The organism is Sedimenticola hydrogenitrophicus (assembly GCF_029017505.1).
Lineage (GTDB): Bacteria > Pseudomonadota > Gammaproteobacteria > Chromatiales > Chromatiaceae > Sedimenticola > Sedimenticola hydrogenitrophicus_A.
In genome coordinates, this window is record NZ_JAQGEI010000010.1 from 28,552 (window position 1) to 45,026 (window position 16,475).

16 protein-coding genes are annotated in these 16,475 nt (G+C 59.9%); 4 read left to right on the plus strand and 12 right to left on the minus strand.

The window, feature by feature from the left end:
• Positions 1 to 120: 120 nt before the first annotated feature.
• The 3 genes from sppA to rluC all read right to left on the minus strand — a co-directional run bounded on the left by sppA (position 121) and on the right by rluC (position 2,827).
• On the minus strand, positions 121 to 1,095 hold the full coding sequence (gene sppA, locus O9K64_RS07890) for a signal peptide peptidase SppA (protein ID WP_275097533.1): 975 nt from the start codon (positions 1,093 to 1,095) through the stop codon (positions 121 to 123).
• 92 nt (positions 1,096 to 1,187) lie between these two features.
• Positions 1,188 to 1,841, minus strand: coding sequence for an HAD-IA family hydrolase (locus O9K64_RS07895; protein WP_275097534.1), 654 nt, complete (start codon positions 1,839 to 1,841; stop codon positions 1,188 to 1,190).
• Positions 1,842 to 1,864: 23 nt separating this feature from the next.
• Entirely contained in the window at positions 1,865 to 2,827 is a 963-nt protein-coding gene (gene rluC / locus O9K64_RS07900) for a 23S rRNA pseudouridine(955/2504/2580) synthase RluC (protein WP_275097535.1), read from the minus strand.
• 557 nt (positions 2,828 to 3,384) lie between these two features.
• Here rluC and rne point away from each other — a divergent pair.
• Complete coding sequence (gene rne, locus O9K64_RS07905; protein WP_275097536.1) at positions 3,385 to 6,588, plus strand: ribonuclease E; 3,204 nt, start codon at positions 3,385 to 3,387, stop codon at positions 6,586 to 6,588.
• A 102-nt stretch (positions 6,589 to 6,690) separates the two neighbouring features.
• Here rne and O9K64_RS07910 read toward each other — a convergent pair whose 3' ends face one another.
• On the minus strand, positions 6,691 to 7,173 hold the full coding sequence (locus O9K64_RS07910; protein ID WP_275097537.1) for a low molecular weight protein-tyrosine-phosphatase: 483 nt from the start codon (positions 7,171 to 7,173) through the stop codon (positions 6,691 to 6,693).
• Positions 7,174 to 7,425: 252 nt separating this feature from the next.
• On the opposite strand from O9K64_RS07910, the gene O9K64_RS07915 reads away from it, so the two are divergent.
• Complete coding sequence (locus O9K64_RS07915) at positions 7,426 to 7,794, plus strand: hypothetical protein (RefSeq protein WP_275097538.1); 369 nt, start codon at positions 7,426 to 7,428, stop codon at positions 7,792 to 7,794.
• A 165-nt stretch (positions 7,795 to 7,959) separates the two neighbouring features.
• A complete protein-coding gene (locus O9K64_RS07920) occupies positions 7,960 to 8,247 on the plus strand; it encodes a hypothetical protein (RefSeq protein WP_275097539.1) in 288 nt (95 codons plus the stop codon).
• A gap of 8 nt (positions 8,248 to 8,255) precedes the next feature.
• Here O9K64_RS07920 and kdsB read toward each other — a convergent pair whose 3' ends face one another.
• From kdsB to O9K64_RS07950, 6 genes are all read right to left on the minus strand, one after another.
• Complete coding sequence (kdsB, locus tag O9K64_RS07925) at positions 8,256 to 9,020, minus strand: 3-deoxy-manno-octulosonate cytidylyltransferase (protein ID WP_275097540.1); 765 nt, start codon at positions 9,018 to 9,020, stop codon at positions 8,256 to 8,258.
• Positions 9,021 to 9,052: 32 nt separating this feature from the next.
• A complete protein-coding gene (locus O9K64_RS07930) occupies positions 9,053 to 9,235 on the minus strand; it encodes a Trm112 family protein (RefSeq protein ID WP_260291679.1) in 183 nt (60 codons plus the stop codon).
• On the minus strand, positions 9,228 to 10,241 hold the full coding sequence (lpxK, locus tag O9K64_RS07935) for a tetraacyldisaccharide 4'-kinase (protein ID WP_275097541.1): 1,014 nt from the start codon (positions 10,239 to 10,241) through the stop codon (positions 9,228 to 9,230). The genes O9K64_RS07930 and lpxK overlap by 8 nt, the downstream gene beginning before the upstream one ends.
• 7 nt (positions 10,242 to 10,248) lie before the next feature.
• Positions 10,249 to 10,674 carry an ExbD/TolR family protein gene (locus O9K64_RS07940; RefSeq protein WP_275097542.1) on the minus strand — a complete coding sequence of 142 codons (426 nt, stop codon included), beginning with the start codon at positions 10,672 to 10,674 and terminating at the stop codon, positions 10,249 to 10,251.
• Between the two features lie 6 nt (positions 10,675 to 10,680).
• The gene (locus tag O9K64_RS07945) at positions 10,681 to 11,295 is read right to left on the minus strand and encodes a MotA/TolQ/ExbB proton channel family protein (protein WP_260291684.1); all 615 of its coding nucleotides are present in this window, start codon (positions 11,293 to 11,295) and stop codon (positions 10,681 to 10,683) included.
• Between the two features lie 126 nt (positions 11,296 to 11,421).
• Positions 11,422 to 13,734 (minus strand): DNA internalization-related competence protein ComEC/Rec2, encoded by a 2,313-nt coding sequence (locus tag O9K64_RS07950; protein WP_275097543.1) that lies wholly within the window; start codon positions 13,732 to 13,734, stop codon positions 11,422 to 11,424.
• A gap of 273 nt (positions 13,735 to 14,007) precedes the next feature.
• On the opposite strand from O9K64_RS07950, the gene O9K64_RS07955 reads away from it, so the two are divergent.
• Positions 14,008 to 14,520 (plus strand): DUF2062 domain-containing protein, encoded by a 513-nt coding sequence (locus tag O9K64_RS07955; RefSeq protein WP_275097544.1) that lies wholly within the window; start codon positions 14,008 to 14,010, stop codon positions 14,518 to 14,520.
• 4 nt (positions 14,521 to 14,524) lie between these two features.
• Here O9K64_RS07955 and lolD read toward each other — a convergent pair whose 3' ends face one another.
• The gene (gene lolD, locus O9K64_RS07960; RefSeq protein ID WP_275097545.1) at positions 14,525 to 15,214 is read right to left on the minus strand and encodes a lipoprotein-releasing ABC transporter ATP-binding protein LolD; all 690 of its coding nucleotides are present in this window, start codon (positions 15,212 to 15,214) and stop codon (positions 14,525 to 14,527) included.
• Complete coding sequence (locus tag O9K64_RS07965; RefSeq protein WP_275097546.1) at positions 15,207 to 16,454, minus strand: lipoprotein-releasing ABC transporter permease subunit; 1,248 nt, start codon at positions 16,452 to 16,454, stop codon at positions 15,207 to 15,209. The genes lolD and O9K64_RS07965 overlap by 8 nt, the downstream gene beginning before the upstream one ends.
• Between the last annotated feature and the right edge of the window lie 21 nt (positions 16,455 to 16,475).

Consider the following 16,475-nt stretch of genomic DNA (forward strand, 5'->3'; position numbering starts at 1 on the left):
GTACGCCTGACCAGCGGACAGTGGCAACAGAAACCACGCCGGCGCGGCGACGCAATGGCAGGTCTGCGGAGGCGCAGGCCCGCCACCCCCTTACCGCCCCACCCGACGGCGGTGGGGCGCTCAGCGAATGGCCGGGTCGATCCCCAAGCCGACACGGCTGGAGACAAACGCGGCCGCGCCGGCACCGATGCGTTTGGCGAATCGCTCCAGCAAATCCTCGGAGCGGGTATAATCGACCAGGTTCTCGGCACCTATCAGTTCACGCGCCACATAACTGCTGCTACCCAGGCCATCGGCGAGGCCCAGTTTGATGCTCTCCTCCCCGGACCAGAAGAGTCCGCTGAAGATATCGTCGCGCTCCTTCAGTCTCTCGCCGCGGCCATCCTTTACCGCCTGAATAAACTGCTGGTGCACCTGATCCAGCATCTCCTGCACATGCTGTTTCTCTTCGGTTTTCAGGGGGGAGAAGGGATCGAGTATGCCTTTATGTTCACCGGCGGTCAGCAGTCTGCGCTCAACACCCAGCTTCTCCATCCCGCGTTCGAATCCGAAGGTGCTCATCAGTACACCGATCGAGCCAACGATACTGGCCTTGTCCACGTAGATTTCGTCAGCCGCCACCGCGATATAGTAGCCGCCCGAGGCGGCCATATCGGTGACGACCGCATACACGGGAATCTTAGGGTGTTTCGCTTTGAGGCGCTTGATCTCATCATTGATGTAGCCCGCCTGCACCGCACTGCCGCCCGGGCTGTTGATACGCAGGACCACCCCTTTGGTTTTCTTGTCCTTATAGGCGGAACGCAGGGCGGTCACCACGTTATCGGCACTGGCATCGCTATCATCCGCAATCACGCCGTTGATTTCGACCAACGCCGTGTGCTCCTTGGTCGTTGTCATGGCGTCTCCGGTAAGTGAGTCCGGCAGCCAGAGCAGCAGCAGAATCACCAGATAGGTGAAGGTCAGCAGTTTAAAGAATATCCCCCAGCGCCGGGAGCGGCGCTGCTCGATGATGGAGGCCATGGCCAGTTTTTCCAGCAACTCGCGTTCCCAGCCATCCTTGCGTTTCACCCGTTCTTGTTCCAGATCGTCCATCTCTCTCGCTCTGTTATTGATTAGTCAGTTCTTTGTTTATAGCCCGCAACTGCAAGAATAATCCTCTGCTGTGCGATGGTTCGCGTCCCGGCTCACTGATTCAGCCAGTCGGCCAGTTCCCCTATATCGTCCAGGCAACCCACCGGGCTGAAGCGGTTGAGACGATCCACCGTATGCACCCCGTAGCTCACCGCCAGTCCGTGAGTACCGGCGTTGATGGCCATCTGCAGATCGTACTCGGTATCGCCGATCATCAGGGTATCCGCCGGCTCCACGCCCAGTTCATCCATGATCTGCAGCAACATTTCCGGGTGCGGCTTGGAAAAGGTCTCGTCGGCGCATCGAGTGGCATGGAACAACGGTCCCAGGCCGGTCTCATCCAATACCTTGTTCAGGCCCGGTCGCCCCTTCCCCGTGGCAACCGCCAGCAGATACTCCTGTTCCGCCAGCCGATTAAGCACCTCCAGGGCGCGGGGAAAAAGCAGCGAGGGCGTGCTGTCCTCATTCAGGAAATAGTGGCGATAGCAATCGATGAAGCGCTCCTTGAATGGCTCGTTGGAGCCTGGGAACAGCATCTCCAGCGCCTCTTTCAGCCCCAACCCGATGATGTTCCTGATCTGCTCGTCAGGCGGGGTTTCGATCGCCATATCCCGGGTGGCGGCGCGGACACAGGAGACGATTCGTGCCTCCGAATCCATCAATGTGCCGTCCCAGTCAAATACCAGGAGTTTGAAGTTACGTGTCATGGGTTGTCCGGTACCACTTCAGTTCATGCACTCTTTACCCGAAGCCGCTGCAACAGCTCCTCCAGCGCCGGTTCAAGCGGCGCCCTGAATACCTGGTCTTGCTTCTCGTCGGGCCAGCGAAATTTCAATGTTTCGGCGTGCAGAAACAGGCGCTTCAGGCCCGCCGCCTTCATGTCCCGGTTGGCGCTGGCATCACCGTATTTTTCATCACCCAGTATCGGGGTTCCCAGATGGGCCGCGTGAACCCTGATCTGATGGGTGCGTCCGGTCATCAGCCTGGCCTCCACCAGCATTAGTTCGGCCATCCGTTCCCTGACACTGAAGCGGGTGACGGATTCCTTGCCGCGCGGATCGACCATCACCATCCGCTCCCCCCCCTGCAGGGTGTTCTTCAGGAGTGGTGCGTCAACTTCAATACGATCGCGCCCCCAGTGTCCCTGCACGAGCGCAATGTAACGCTTATCGATTCCATTGGAGCGCATAAGTTCATGCAGCGTACGCAGGGCGCTTCTGCGCTTTGCAATCAGCAGGCACCCCGAGGTCTCGCGATCCAGTCGATGCACCAGTTCAAGCTCGCGCTCTTCGGGGCGCAGTTGGCGCAGTGCCTCGATGACGCCAAAACTGAGGCCGCTACCGCCATGCACGGCAACCCCTGACGGCTTATTCAGTACCAACAATCGCTTATCTTCGAAGATTATGGCCTTTTCGAGCCGATCCAGTTGGCGGCTGTCCACCCTCTCCTGGGTATCCTTTTCGGCCATGCGGACCGGGGGGATACGCACCTGATCACCTGTCCGCAGGCGATAATTCGCCTTGATGCGGCCCTTGTTGACGCGCACTTCCCCGCGACGCAGTATCCTGTAGACCAGGCTCCTGGGAACCCCCTTGAGATAGTTAATCAGGAAGTTGTCAATACGCTGCCCGTCATAACCCGATTCTATATTCAGGGTATGTACGGCACTGCTGATCGGCTGGGAGTATGACATCGGGCGTATGATACCAGTTTCGGAAACGACACCAAGCAGTTGTTGGGCAGTTGCCGGCCCATCAATGAGAATAATATTCTCATATCGGGTTCCAGGCAAGGCGCAGGGGCCGACGTCGATCGGCCCCGGTCACGCGCGATTTGCTGCACCTGCTTAAGACGGATATAATCACGCGTCAGCGGTGAATTTAGCTAATGGGGCTATCTGTTGCCGCTATAAGCAAACTGATCACCGAACGTCCCCCCGACCGGGTGGCGTTCTGTTATTGCCGGGCGATCAGATCTCTCACTCCGGTGAGATAGATCGATCCGCAGCTCCACTGCCTGCCCTACGCATAACAAAGAACGCATCGTATTGCAGATGCACACGATGTACATAATTAACGGCGTGCTTCAAAGTTGCTGCGTGTTGAACAGGTCAAGCACCTCTTCCAATCACGCGTGTGGCTCTCGCTTTCGATAGGAATCTGGATACTGGGATTGGCCCGGTGATGCCAGGTGAAATTCAACCCTGTCCGGTTCCTGAACGAAGAAAGCACGCCCTGGGAATATCACAATATGAAACGTATGTTGATCAACGCAACTCAGCCTGAGGAGTTGCGGGTAGCCATCGTGGATGGCCAGAAATTATACAACCTGGATATAGAAACCGCCGGCAGAGAACAGAAAAAAGCCAATATATACAAAGGGAAAGTCACTCGCGTAGAACCGAGTCTCGAAGCCGCCTTTGTAGAGTATGGTTCGGACCGCCACGGCTTCCTGCCGCTCAAGGAGATCTCCCGAAACTACTTTACCGCTGCCGCCAAAGAGTCTGGCGGGCGCGTACAGATCAAGGACGCGATCAAAGAGGGACAGGAGGTCGTAGTCCAGATCGAGAAGGAAGAGCGTGGCAACAAGGGCGCTGCCCTGACCACCTTCATCTCCCTCGCCGGCCGCTATCTGGTGCTGATGCCGAATAATCCGCGTGCCGGCGGTATTTCCCGGCGTATCGAGGGCCAGGAACGAAACGAGTTAAGGGATGCCATGTCCGGCCTGGAGATCCCGGATGGGGCCGGCCTGATCGTGCGTACCGCCGGGATCGGCAAGAGCAAGGAAGACCTGCAGTGGGATCTCAATTATCTGCTGCAGTTGTGGGAAGCGATCGAAACCTCGGCGAAAGAGAAATCCGCCCCCTTCCTGATCTACCAGGAGAGCAATGTCATCATCCGCTCCATCCGTGACCATTTGCGCGCGGATATTGGCGAGATCGTGATTGACCACCCCGAGGTCTACAAGGAAGCGTGCGAGTTCATCGAACAGGTGATGCCGCATAATGTCCGAAAACTGCGCCACTACACCGATGAAGTACCGCTGTTCAGTCGTTACCAGATTGAGAGTCAGATCGAATCCGCCTTCCAGCGCGAGGTGCGTCTGCCCTCCGGTGGGGCGATCGTGATAGATCACACCGAGGCGCTGACCTCCATCGACATCAACTCGGCCCGCTCCACCAAGGGCGCCGATATCGAAGAGACGGCACTGAACACCAATCTGGAGGCGGCGGACGAGATCGCCCGCCAGCTCAGAATGCGTGACATGGGCGGCCTGTTTGTCATCGATTTCATCGACATGACCCCCACCCGTAATCAGCGGGAGGTTGAAAATCGTCTCAAGGAGGCGATGAAACAGGATCGTGCCCGCGTCCAGCTGGGGCGGATTTCGCGCTTCGGGCTGCTCGAACTCTCGCGTCAACGGCTGCGTCCCTCCCTGGGTGAGTCCATGCTGCATGTCTGCCCCCGCTGCGACGGGCATGGCTTTATCCGCGGGGTCGAATCCCTGGCGCTTTCCGTGCTGCGGATTATCGAAGAGCACGCCATGAAGGAAAATACCCTGCGGATCAACGCCCAGTTGCCCGTGGATGTGGCGACCTTCCTGCTGAACGAAAAGCGCGAGGCGATACACGACATCGAGCAGCGCCAGGATGTGAATGTAGTGTTGATTCCAAATATCCATTTGGACACGCCACATTACGAAATCGAGCGCATTCGTGAGCAGGATGTACTGGAAGGCGCCGAAGAGACCGCCAGCTACAAAATGATGATGGAACCGGAGGATAGAACTCCCGGCTTTGCGAGACCCAAGGAGACCAAAACGGAAGAACCGACCGTCAAACGGGTCATCCCCTCCTCCCCTGCACCGACCCCGCAGCAGCGACCGATCCAGGAGGTACGGCCGGAACTGCCGCGTGAGAAAGGATTCTTCAGCAAGCTGTGGAAGGCTATCATCGGCAACGATACCGAAGCGGTCGAAACCAGCGGGCAACAACAACCCAAGCCGAGAACACGGCCTAGCGAAAAGCGTGCGGAAGAGCCCAGAACACGGGACAGGCGTACCCGGGAGAGCCAGGAAGAGGGTCGTCGGTCGAGTGCCGGCCGCCCCGGCAAACCGAAGCCGCCTGGAAAGAAAAAGGTGGACGAGGGCCGCCAGCAACAACCTGTTCAGCGCAAGAGTGGCGGCAGTCAGGCCGACAAGCGCACGGAAAGCGATGAGGAGAAGCGCGAGACCGGTCAAAAGGTGGCAACCGCCGGAGAGAAGCGTGACACCAGTCAAAAGGTGACCACCGCAGAGGAGAACCGGGCAACCGAGCAGGCAGTGGCGGGCGAGGAACAGAAGCGCAGTTCCCGTCGCGGCCGTCGCGGCGGCCGGCGGCGGCGCAAGGCAAGCCCGGGTGATAACGAGACGACAACGGCCGTAACGACCGACAATGGCGAAGAAGCGAAGCCTGAGCCGGCGGAGAATGCGGCTGTGACGAAAAAAGAGCGCGGTGAGTCGTCGACGGTTCAGTCACGCCAACAAGGCAGAGCATTGCGTTCCCGCCAACCCAGTCAACCGGGTGCCGGGAGTGATGCGCCGGGTAGGGAAGTTTCAGCCATTTCGGGCAATGAAGGCGCGGTGCCTGCTTCGGAGCCTGGCGAAGCGCGGGTTCAGGAGACCCCCGCCGTCACACGGAATGCTGACAAGGCAGGATCGGACACCGTCGAGAAACCGGTGCCGGCCGTCGAGGCGCGCAGCACCTCCACCGCGGCAACGACAGAGACGGCAGAAAAACCGGCACCATCCGACAAGAGTGCGGGCAGCGAATCCACCCCGACAGTCGCGGCGGAGAAGCCGCCGGTCAAATCGGAGGATCGGCCGACCGCACCAAAGGCCGAACCTAAAACTGCGGCAAAAACCAAGGAGAAGAGTGAGGGTAAAGCGGACACCCCAGTGAAGCGCGAGTCACCGGAGCCCGCTCTGCGCCAGGTCGAGACCAAACCGGAGGCGGTCAAACCACCCGTAGAGATCGCAACCCCGGCAAAACCGGTGGCGGAGCCCCCGCCCAGACCGGCGCCCGTGGTCTCGCCCGTGGTCTCGGAAGCGCCCAAGTCTCCACTCACCACAGCACAACCCCTGCGCCAGGTCGAGACCAAGGCGGATGCGGTCAAACCACCAGCAGAGGCCGCAACCCCGGCAAAACCGGTGGCGGAGCGCCCGGCAAGACCGGCGCCCGTGGCTTCGGAAGCGCCCAAATCTCCGCTCACCGCAGCACAACCCCTGCGTCAGGTCGAGACCAAGCCGAGCGGCACGGCGGAATCTTCAAATCCGCCCGGCAAAACACCGGCAGCGGAATCCAAGCCGGTCGCGCCGGCCGAGGCCGATAAACCCACGGACGCCCCCGCCCCGGCAAAGAGCCCGGTTTCCGGCAACCAAGCGGATAACCCGCCTGCGTCGGACAAGGAAGGCTAACAGGGCCATCACACTGAGTTAACAACTGAAACGGAGGCGGCCCATTGGCCGCCTCTTCGCTTTAGGGCCTGGAAAGAAATAACGGTATCCGTTTCCGTCCGATCAGATGTGATGCTCTTCTCTGATGGTTACCAACAGGGCTTCCGCCGCGGCCGTCACCAGGTCGAAAACCCTATCGAATCCCCCGCTGCCGCCATAATAGGGGTCGGGTACCTCCCGGACTCCCAGCTCGGGGGCGAAATCGAGTAATAGATGCAGTTTCGTTCTATGAGCATCCGGCGCGATCGTCAGCAGGTTAGCCAGGTTATCCCTGTCCATTGCAATCACATAGTCAAACTGCTCGAAATCCTCCCTGGCCGCTTTGCGGGCACGTTGTCCGCTCAGGTCGATACCGCGCCCGAGGGCGGTTTCCTGGGACCGGGGATCGGGCGATTTACCTATGTGATAGGCATGGGTGCCGGCGGAGTCGACCTCGATCAACGCGGCGAGTCCGGCATCCCGAACCATCCGTTCAAACACACCGTGCGCGGTGGGTGAACGGCAAATGTTGCCCATGCAAACGAATAGAACTGATATTTTTTTCATATTTATCAAATAAATATACTGTTATTTAAAGATCATATCTAGGTGGAAAATAGTACCTTTCCGGGCGCTTGATTACAAATACCCAGCGTGCGGTTCCGGAAACGATTATAGGCCGTATCACGTGCGGTGAAGTCGGGTCGCACAGCCGCATGCCGGGCGGATTGGGTTTAGCGCATCTTTACCAACGCCTAGTAAAACATCGCCTATAATCAATGAAGGGAGTGGATCGCGTACAGACCGGAAGCAAATATCATGAAATGGTTTTCCAAAGAAGAGCCCCGGCCGTTGAGCCTCGACGAAATGCGCAAGGCTGAATTGGCGAAGATCAGACATTACGATCGTTTTATCCTGCTGCGGATTGCCCGTTGTGGCTGTAAAACAGCGATCAATCATATGGATCAGGTGTATCCGATCGACCAACCGCCACAACTGCCATTGCCTGGCTGTACCGCCCCCGAATGCCATTGTGTATATGAAGGAATTGTCGATCGTCGCGCTGCCAAATCAAGACGCTTTCGGGCGGAACGCAGAAAAAGCCATCGCGCCGAAGATCAAGATGAGCGACGCAAGAACCATGGCCGCAGGAAAGGCGATCTGCTCTCCTCCTATGGTCATTTTTAGCTGATAACGTCCCTGCTCTTCCTATCCGGCTTATTTTTCCCGGCTTAGGGTCCGAGGTCACGCTTATGCGTGATTTTAGTGTGGTTGAATTCGCCGGTTCCGTACCTATATGCTTTTGACAGGGTCGGTATTCCCCGGCATTTTCGCGACAGCCTGGAGATTACTTTGCAAGATCGGGATTTTATTCTGCGTATCCGCTCACTGATCGGCAGCCATTTCAACCATCTCGGCAAGGAGTGGGTGCTCCATGAGGTGTTGGCGGATGAAGGGGTCCTGGTGCTTGCCGATCCATCCAACAAGGCGGTGATCCAGACCAATCTGTTTGGCGAACCCTCCAGAAAAGGACCGGAAACCATCCTGATTCCGTTGTTCGGCAAGGTCCCGGATACCCTTTCCGATGAACTCATGGAACTGCTTGCCAATAAGCTCGCTTCAGGCACTACTCATCATTAGCACTGGAATCATCGCTGCTGCCGGAACTGCCGATTGAGCCGCTCCAGGTCATGCGGCGTATCCACCCCCTGCCCCGGCACCATGCCGGCGGCACTGACGTGTATCCGTTCGCCATACCAGAGCACCCGAAGCTGCTCAAGCGACTCGAGCAGTTCCAGGGGAGCGGGTGGCCATTGTATATAGCGTTCCAGAAAGCCGGCCCGGTAGGCATATAGCCCGATATGTCGTCGATACCCCTGGAGCGTTGCCGGTAACCGCTCCTGGCTGGCAAACTCATCCCGGTTCCAGGGGATGGGTGCGCGACTGAAGTAGAGGGCGTAGCCTTTGGCGTCGGTTACCAGTTTGACCACATTCGGATCAAACAGCTGCGCCCCGTCACTCAGATCGGCGGAGAGTGTGGTCATCACGGCATCCGCATGCCGTTCCATATCGAGCGCCACCTGGTGCAGCAGCGTGGCGGGCATGTCCGGCTCATCCCCCTGAAGATTGACCACAATCTGATCCGCTGTCCAGGCAAACTGTTTCACCACCTCGGCAATGCGATCGGTGCCGCTGCGGTGGCGCGAATCGGTCAGGCAGACCTCGCCGCCAAACCCCCGGACACATGCAGCGATTCGCTGATCGTCCGTAGCCACGACTATCTGCTCGGCGCCACTCTCGACGGCACGCTGGTGCACGTGCTGAATCATCGGTTTCCCGGCGATTTCGAGCAGCGGTTTACCCGGCAACCGGGTTGAGGCATAGCGGGCGGGTATGACTACTTTAAAGTTCATGCTGACTCCGAAAAGGCGAGACGACGGATGGATTATTCGACTTCCTCGTCCGCCGGCAGGCTCCGCGCCTCCTCTTCCAGCATGACCGGGATACCGTCACGGATCGGGAAGGCCAGACGGTCCGCCTTGCAGATCAGCTCAGCCGCCTTCTTGTTATAGGTCAGTTTGCTCTTGCACAGGGGGCACACCAAGATATCAAGCAATTTTTTATCCATTTCCAATCTCACTTATCCGCTGATCCAGCTGTTGTATGAAGCCCGTATCCGGTTGCGCACTGACTTCCAGGTACCAGTGCCGCCGATGGGCGAATGGAGCGCATTTTACCGCATCTTTCTCGGTAATGATTACCGGCAGGGCATCATCCGGGGTTATCTCCGCCTCGCGGAAGCGGTGGTGATCGGGGAACGGATGGGTGCGCGGCCGCAGGCCCGCCGCACGCAAGGTGTCGAAAAAACGCTCCGGATTACCTATGCCCGCCATGGCATGTACCGGCTGATCTTCAAAGTAGTCCAACCCGACCGCGAGGGACGGGGCCGCCAGATTGATCAGTTGTCCCGGTACCAGATTCATCCGGTAGTCGGCCAGTGTTGTCAGGCCAAACGTCTCCAGCCCAGGTGTCGAAGGCCCATTGGCGATTACCAGGTCCGCCTGGGCCAGTCGTGAAGCACCCTCACGCAACGGACCGGCCGGCAGAGACAACCCATTGCCCAGCCCCCTTGCGCCGTCGAGCACTACGATCTCCAGGTCGCGGTGGAGTGCGTAGTGTTGCAGCCCGTCATCGGAGATCAGGATGTTGCAATCGGCCGTGGCAAGCAGCGCCCGGGCTGTTGCGGGTCTGTCGGGCCCCACCCACAACGGGCAGCCGGTTCGGCTGGCCAGCATCACCGGCTCGTCCCCCACCTGGGTGGGATCGCTTTGCGGCACTACCGGCAGCGGCCACTCGGTTGCCTTGCCACCATAGCCCCGGGAGATGATACCCGGCTTGTAACCCAGATCCTGCAGGTGTCGCGCCAGCCAGATTACCAGTGGTGTCTTGCCGGTACCGCCGACGCTGATATTGCCCACGACAATGACCGGGACAGGTAGTTTTTTCGTGGTAAACAGCCCGACCGCATAGGCGCATCGCCGGAGCCGGCTGACCAGGCTAAACAGCCAGGAGAGCGGCAGCAGGGCTACGGAAACCGGATTGTAGCTATACCAGTAGTGATCCAGACGTTTCACGGATCGGTCAGTTGCCCTCTACCGGCTGCTTGCCGGGAAAGGTCATGTTGACAAAGCCCAGTTGACTGGTGACATCCATCACCTTGAACACCGACTGAAAGGGGGTACGGGCATCCGCCTTGATGATCACCGGCAGGTCCCGACGCATGCCGGCCGCCTTTTCGATGGCCCGCTTCAGGGTGTCGGCCTCGGTGTTCACCACCTCCCGTTCGTCCACGTAGAAGCGCCCGCTGGCATCGACGGTAATCGCCAGGACCTTTTCCGCCTCCACCTGCTCATCCTGGGTGGCAGCCGTCGGCAGTTCCACCTTGATCCGCGACTCCTTGTCGAAGGTGGTGGAGACCATGAAGAAGATCAGCAGCAGGAACACCACGTCGATCAACGGGGTGAGGTTCAGCTCGGGTGACTCCTTGCGATGGGGGCGTAGATTCACCTCGATTTACTCCTGCTCACGCTCGCCCTGCATCACCTCGACCATTTTCAGCGCCTGCTCCTCCATCTTGATCACCAGCCGATCCACCTTGCCGCCGAAGTAGCGGTGGAACATCAGGCTGGGAATGGCCACGGAGAGGCCGGCAGCCGTGGTGATCAGGGCCTCGGAGATGCCCCCGGCGAGCACGGTGGGATTGCCGACACCCGCGGTCATGATGGCGGCGAATACCTTGATCATGCCGATCACCGTACCCAGCAGCCCCAGCAGGGGGGCGATGGAGGCGATGGTGCCCAGGGTGTTCAGGTAGCGCTCCAGCTCATGGACCACCTGACGACCCACCTCCTCTATCGCCTCTTTCATCACAATCCTGGAATGCTGGCGATTGGCCAGGCCGGCGGACAGGATACGTCCCAGGGGGGAGCCCTCCTTGACGGTCACCACGTGGGCGTTGGTGAGCTGCCCCTTGCTATGCAGCTGCCAGATCTGGGCCACCAGGTTGTTCGGTATGACGCGTCTGGATCGAAGCGCCCAGAGCCGCTCGATAATGATCGCCAGGGCGACGATGGAGCATGCGATGATAGGCAGCATGAGTATGCCACCGGCCTTAACCAGTTCAAACACCTTATCTAGTCCCTCTGGAGTTGGTTTGTGCGGATCAGGGCAACCCGCCCCACCAAATGAGCAGTATCATACTGTATTCCATGCCGTGATCGAAAGCTGTTAGGCATTTCCCATCCCGATCGGTTGTCAGAAGGGTGTCGACATCCAGTAACGCCGGTGGGTCTTGCGATAACTGAAGGGGCCTTCGATCCGGCCGTCCGCCGTGAACCGCAGGGATATCGCACCGGCTTCGGCGGTATTCAGCAGAGTCGCCCCCCTCGCCTGCCAGCGTTGCCGTACCACCGCCTTGGGGAATCCATAACGGTTGCGGTAGCCGGCCGATATCAGGCCGTAGCGTGCGCCGGTTGCGTTGATGAACCGCATGCTCGAAGAACCGGCGCTGCCGTGATGCGGCACCGTCACCACTGTCGACGCCAGGCGCTCCCCATGGTGCGCAATCAAGCGCTCCTCTGCTGCCGCTTCGATATCCCCGGTCAGCAACAGCTGCCCGGCGGCCGTGGCGACGGCAAGCACACAGGAGGCATCATTGCCCCGCCAGTGTGAAGCGGCGTCCGGGTGCAGTATCTCAAAGCGTACCCCGTCCCAGGTCCAGTGCGTACCGGCCGCGCAGCGCACCGGTCTGCCGCTGGGAATACGCTCCGGCTCACCGCTCAACAGCGTTCCCGAGGGAAGCTCCTGCAGCACGGATGCCAACCCGCCACGGTGATCCATATCACCATTGGTGACGATGATCCGGTCGATTTTCTCCACACCCCGGCTCCTCAGGTAGGGCAGCACTACCGCCGCCCCGGTATCAAATCCCGATGGAAACCGGGGTCCTGCGTCATAGAGCAGCACGTGCCGCGAGGTCTGCAGTACGATGGCCAGCCCCTGTCCCACATCGAGCATGGTCATCCAGACCTCGCCCCGGGGAGGTGACGCAGGCCGGTGGAACAGCAGCGGCCAGATCAGCAGCAATCCCAGCCACCTTCCAGGGATGCCTGCCGGCAGCAACAGCAACAGGATGCTCAACAGCATGCCCAGCAGCATCCACAGCGGAGGGACGCCGGCCAGGGTGATGGTTTCGCTATACTCCGCCACCAGGGCCAGGAGCCCCTGCGTCTGTCCCAGCAACCAGGCCGTGGCGGCCAGCAGCATGCTCCCCAGGGTCGGCCACAGCATCAGTGTGGTCACCGAGAGCAGCGTAAGCGGCACCAGCAGCAGTGAGAAGAGTGGGACCACGATGAGATTCACCAGGGGGGAGACGATCGGCAGCTCAAAGCCCAGCAAAAGCAGTAGCGGGGCAAGGCCCAGGGCTACGACCCACTGCACCCTGAACAGCCCCGCCATGAGTGCCGCCTTCAGTCTGAGCCGGCCGAGGATGCCCAGCAGAATCACCGCCACCGCCCCGAAAGAGAGCCAGAAACCGGGCGATATCACCGAGATCGGATCCAGCAGCACGATCGATAGCAAGGCCATACAGAGACTCCGTTCCGGTTGAACGGGGCGGCGGCAGAGTACGCCGCCGAGCATCGCGGACAACATCACCAGTGCCCTGACACAGGGGATGGCGAAGCCCGCCAGTCCGGCATAACAGAAGCCGCTGATCAGGGCGGCAACGGCGCCCGCCTGGGGGGCGGGCATCAGGCCGCAGAGCCTGGCGGAGCGCCGCCATAGCCCACTGGCGAGAAAAAAACCGATGCCGGAGACGATGCCGATGTGCAGTCCGGATATCGCCACCAGATGATTGGTGCCGGTCTTGCGAAATGCCGACCACTCCGCCGGCGAGATGCGGCTGCGATCGCCTATCATCAGGGCACGCACCAGACCTGCCGGCTCTCCCGGCTGCAGCACCGAGTCGATGCGTTCGGCGATGGCTTGGCGCATCCGCTCAAACTGATAGCCGATAGCTACGCTACCCAGGCGGCGGTTCACAGGGCCGCCACGGATGTAGCCGGTGGCCCGGATCCCCTTCTGGAACAGGCTGGCTTCATAGTCGAACGCGCCGGGATTGGCCAGACCGTGGGGGCGTTTCAGGCGCACCGAGAACTGCCAGCGGTCACCCGCCGACAGCGCCGGGGCATGCCGATACCAGTTCAACAGCACCCGACCGGGAACGGGGTAGGTCTGTTGCGCGTCGGCGAGTTGCTCGACCTGAAACCAGAAGCGAGTTCGATCGGCGGTTACATCCGGAAGCGATTCGATGACACCGGTGGCCAGTAAATCGGCCCCTTCCAGGGCTTCCGGCAGCGCGGCATCCAGTGCGGAATGGGCCATGACGGCGGCCCAGAAGAACCCACACAGCAGGGTGGCGGGCAGCTGAATGAGTGGATTGGCGCGGTATCGCCAGGCAAACAGACAGAGCGGCAATAACAGCGGCCACGCGGACAACGGAGGCAGTGTCGACTGGAACTGTAGCAGCACAACACCGGACACAAAGGCGACCGTGGTGTAAATCATCTCCCTTCCCTGGGTCAGATATTTAACGAAGCAGTAGATTAAGTCTTATGGCCGTTTAACGCCAGCGCTATCTGCCCCCACATACCGGGAAGCGCGGGCCGGCTGAACCGGCCGCTCCTCGCGCCGGCCTCAGGTCGCTGACCACCCGGTCTGAATCGCCCGCCGGCAATCGATATTTACCGTGCATATCGTGCATATACTGGTCAAAAGGGTGTGGGCATGATTCAATACTCTGCCCTTGACAGGGGGATTGCATGGTTGAGAAGAGGTTGTATGCCGAAACACCTGATCAAACGATTTACCCCGAATCGCGAGACGATTCGAAATCACCGGCACCTCAAGGTATTTGGTCAGCTTCTCCACGATCCGAACCTCTGGCACATGAACCGCCGCTCTGTCGCCGGTGCCTTTGCCGTCGGGCTATTCTGGGCCCTCATTCCCATACCCTTCCAGATGATTGCCGCCGCAGCCACCGCCATACCGACCCGGGTCAATATGCCGATCTCGCTGGCCCTGGTATGGGTCACCAATCCGCTCACCATGCCGCCGATGTTCTATTTCACCTATCTGGTCGGCACCTGGATCCTGGGCACTCCGGCGGCCAACGGCCACTTTGAACCGACCATGGCATGGTTCAGCCACAGCATGGGAAATATCTGGCTACCGCTCTACCTGGGTAGCCTGGTGTGCGCACTGATTGCCGCCCTCCTGGGCTACCTCTCCATTCGCGGACTCTGGCGCATGCACATCATCTCGAACTGGAAAAACCGGCGGGGTCAGAAATAGGCGCTTAGGGCTCGCCGTTCAACACGCCATCGGAGAGGTGCAGCACCCGGTCCATACTTTCCGCCAGCGCGATGTCGTGGGTCACGACGATAAAGCTGGTCTGCAGATCCCGGTTCAGCTCGAGCATCAGTTCGTAGACCTGCCTTGCCGTTTTCTGGTCCAGGTTTCCGGTCGGCTCATCGGCCAGTACACAGCGCGGGTGGCTGACCAGTGCCCTGGCCACCGCGGCCCGTTGGCGTTCGCCACCGGAAAGCTCGGCCGGCTTATGGTCCAGCCTGTGCTCCAGGCCGACCCGTGACAGCATCTGCTCCGCCCGTCGCCGGGCTTCGGGCACCGGATGATTGCCGATCATCAACGGCATGGCGACATTCTCCAGGGCGGTGAACTCCGGCAGCAGGTGGTGAAACTGGTAGACAAACCCCAGGGCCTGGTTGCGCAGCAGGCCCCGCGCCTTCTCGTTCATGCGTTCCAAGTCCTGACCGTCAACCAGGATCTGCCCGCCGGTGGCCCGGTCCAGTCCCCCCAGACAGTGCAGCAGCGTACTCTTGCCCGAGCCGGAACTGCCGACGATGGCGACCCGTTCACCGCGGCCGATGCGCAGGGTGATGCCGTTCAGCACCTTCACGGTTAGTTTTCCATCGACAAAGGTCCGGGTCAGATCCCGGCATTCGATCACGCTGGTCTGATCACTCATACCGCAACGCCTCGGCCGGCTGGGTACGGGAGGCACGCCAGGCGGGATAGAGAGTGGCCACCAGGGTGATGAAGAAGGCGCTGATACTGATCATGCCCACATCATCCCAGTGCAGATCGGACGGCAGGGTGCTGATGTAGTAGATATTGGGATCCAGAAAGTTCACATCAAAGAACCCTTCGACCGATTTAACAAGCGATTCAAGATTCAGCGACAGCAGGATGCCGCCGCCAATCCCCAGCAGGGTCCCGACAAAGCCGATGGTGGCCCCCTGGATGATGAAGATGCCCATGATGCTACGCGGCGAGATGCCCAGGGTGCGCAGGATGGCGATGTCGCTCTGCTTGTCCGTCACCACCATCACCAGGGTCGACACGATATTGAAGGCCGCCACGGCGACGATCAGGAACAGGATCAGCGACATCATGCGCTTCTCGGTGCGCAACGCGCTGAAGAAATTCCGATGCTGGAAGGTCCAGTCACTGACCCGGTAGACCCCCGGTAGCTGTTTCGCCAGCTCGCGTGAGACCTGGGGGGCCAGGTAGAGGTCGTCGAGCTTGAGCCGGACGCCAGTGACGCCTTCGTCAAGCTTCAGCAGTCTGGCGGCGTCCTGCATGTGGATCAGCGCCAGTCCCCGGTCATACTCCCCCATGCCGACCTCGAAGATACCGCTGACCGTGAAGCGCTTCAGCCGCGGCATGGCGCCGGCGGGGGTGATGCGTATCTGCGGTGTGACCACCGTCACCTTGTCGCCGACCCCGACCCCCAGCAGCAGGGCCAGCTCCTTGCCCAGGATGATATCAAAACCGCCGGCAGCCAATTGATCGAGACGCCCGGTCAGCATATGTTCGCCCACTTCCGAGACCCGCGGTTCGTACTCCGGCAGAATCCCGCGCAGGATGGCCCCGTTCACCTTTTGCCCATTGGTCAACATGGTCTGGGCCTCGATGAAGGGCGCCTGCCCAACCACGTTGGGGTGCCGGGTGGACAACTCCATCGCCTGCTGCCAATCCGTCAGATTGTTCTGATAAGAGGAGATGGTGGCGTGAGAAGTCATTCCGAGAATTCGTTCACGGACTTCTTTGTGAAAGCCATTCATAACTGAGAGCACCGCGATCAACGCCACCACGCCCAGCATGATCCCCAGCATGGAGATCAGCGAGATGAAGGAGATGAAGTGGTTGCGTCGCTTGGCACGCGTGTACCGCAATCCGATATACAGTTCGAGAGGCTTATACATAGGCGCGCATTAAACCATATT

Excerpts from the sequence above, each read along its gene's own strand:
- O9K64_RS07930 (WP_260291679.1), bottom strand. The coding sequence starts at position 9,235 with ATGGATAAAAAATTGCTTGATATCTTGGTGTGCCCCCTGTGCAAGAGC.
- lolD (WP_275097545.1), bottom strand. The coding sequence starts at position 15,214 with ATGAGTGATCAGACCAGCGTGATCGAATGCCGGGATCTGACCCGGACC.
- O9K64_RS07915 (WP_275097538.1), top strand. The coding sequence starts at position 7,426 with ATGAAATGGTTTTCCAAAGAAGAGCCCCGGCCGTTGAGCCTCGACGAA.
- O9K64_RS07965 (WP_275097546.1), bottom strand. The coding sequence starts at position 16,454 with ATGTATAAGCCTCTCGAACTGTATATCGGATTGCGGTACACGCGTGCC.
- sppA (WP_275097533.1), bottom strand. The coding sequence starts at position 1,095 with ATGGACGATCTGGAACAAGAACGGGTGAAACGCAAGGATGGCTGGGAA.
- O9K64_RS07895 (WP_275097534.1), bottom strand. The coding sequence starts at position 1,841 with ATGACACGTAACTTCAAACTCCTGGTATTTGACTGGGACGGCACATTG.
- O9K64_RS07950 (WP_275097543.1), bottom strand. The coding sequence starts at position 13,734 with ATGATTTACACCACGGTCGCCTTTGTGTCCGGTGTTGTGCTGCTACAG.
- rluC (WP_275097535.1), bottom strand. The coding sequence starts at position 2,827 with ATGTCATACTCCCAGCCGATCAGCAGTGCCGTACATACCCTGAATATA.
- O9K64_RS07910 (WP_275097537.1), bottom strand. The coding sequence starts at position 7,173 with ATGAAAAAAATATCAGTTCTATTCGTTTGCATGGGCAACATTTGCCGT.
- kdsB (WP_275097540.1), bottom strand. The coding sequence starts at position 9,020 with ATGAACTTTAAAGTAGTCATACCCGCCCGCTATGCCTCAACCCGGTTG.
- O9K64_RS07955 (WP_275097544.1), top strand. The coding sequence starts at position 14,008 with ATGCCGAAACACCTGATCAAACGATTTACCCCGAATCGCGAGACGATT.
- rne (WP_275097536.1), top strand. The coding sequence starts at position 3,385 with ATGAAACGTATGTTGATCAACGCAACTCAGCCTGAGGAGTTGCGGGTA.